Genomic DNA, 246 nt, shown 5'->3' on the forward strand with positions numbered 1-246 from the left:
TTATCGTCATTTATCGCTATCCCGTTGTAGCCTTGGATTGTACCTTTTGACGTGGTCATTTTCGCGCTATCAGGGTCGGTAATATTACTTTTAATGGGCTTGCCTTTGCTGCCCGTTTTTTCCTCGTGGGTCGCTAAGAACTCCGTGATTTTATCTGCACTTTTATCCAGCTTTTCTTTTTGCTTTAAATCCTGTGTTATCAACTCTTCGCTCAGGCTATCTTGTGATTGGTGACGTTCGATAATA

The 246-nt window shown here is 41.9% G+C and carries 1 pseudogene; it reads right to left on the reverse strand.

Going from position 1 to position 246, the window contains the following annotated elements:
• Positions 1–246: pseudogene (locus H5203_RS23235) on the reverse strand (transposase); the annotation flags it as partial.

It is taken from the genome of Pseudoalteromonas sp. SG41-1, from assembly GCF_014164575.1.
Taxonomy (GTDB): Bacteria; Pseudomonadota; Gammaproteobacteria; order Enterobacterales; family Alteromonadaceae; genus Pseudoalteromonas; species Pseudoalteromonas rhizosphaerae.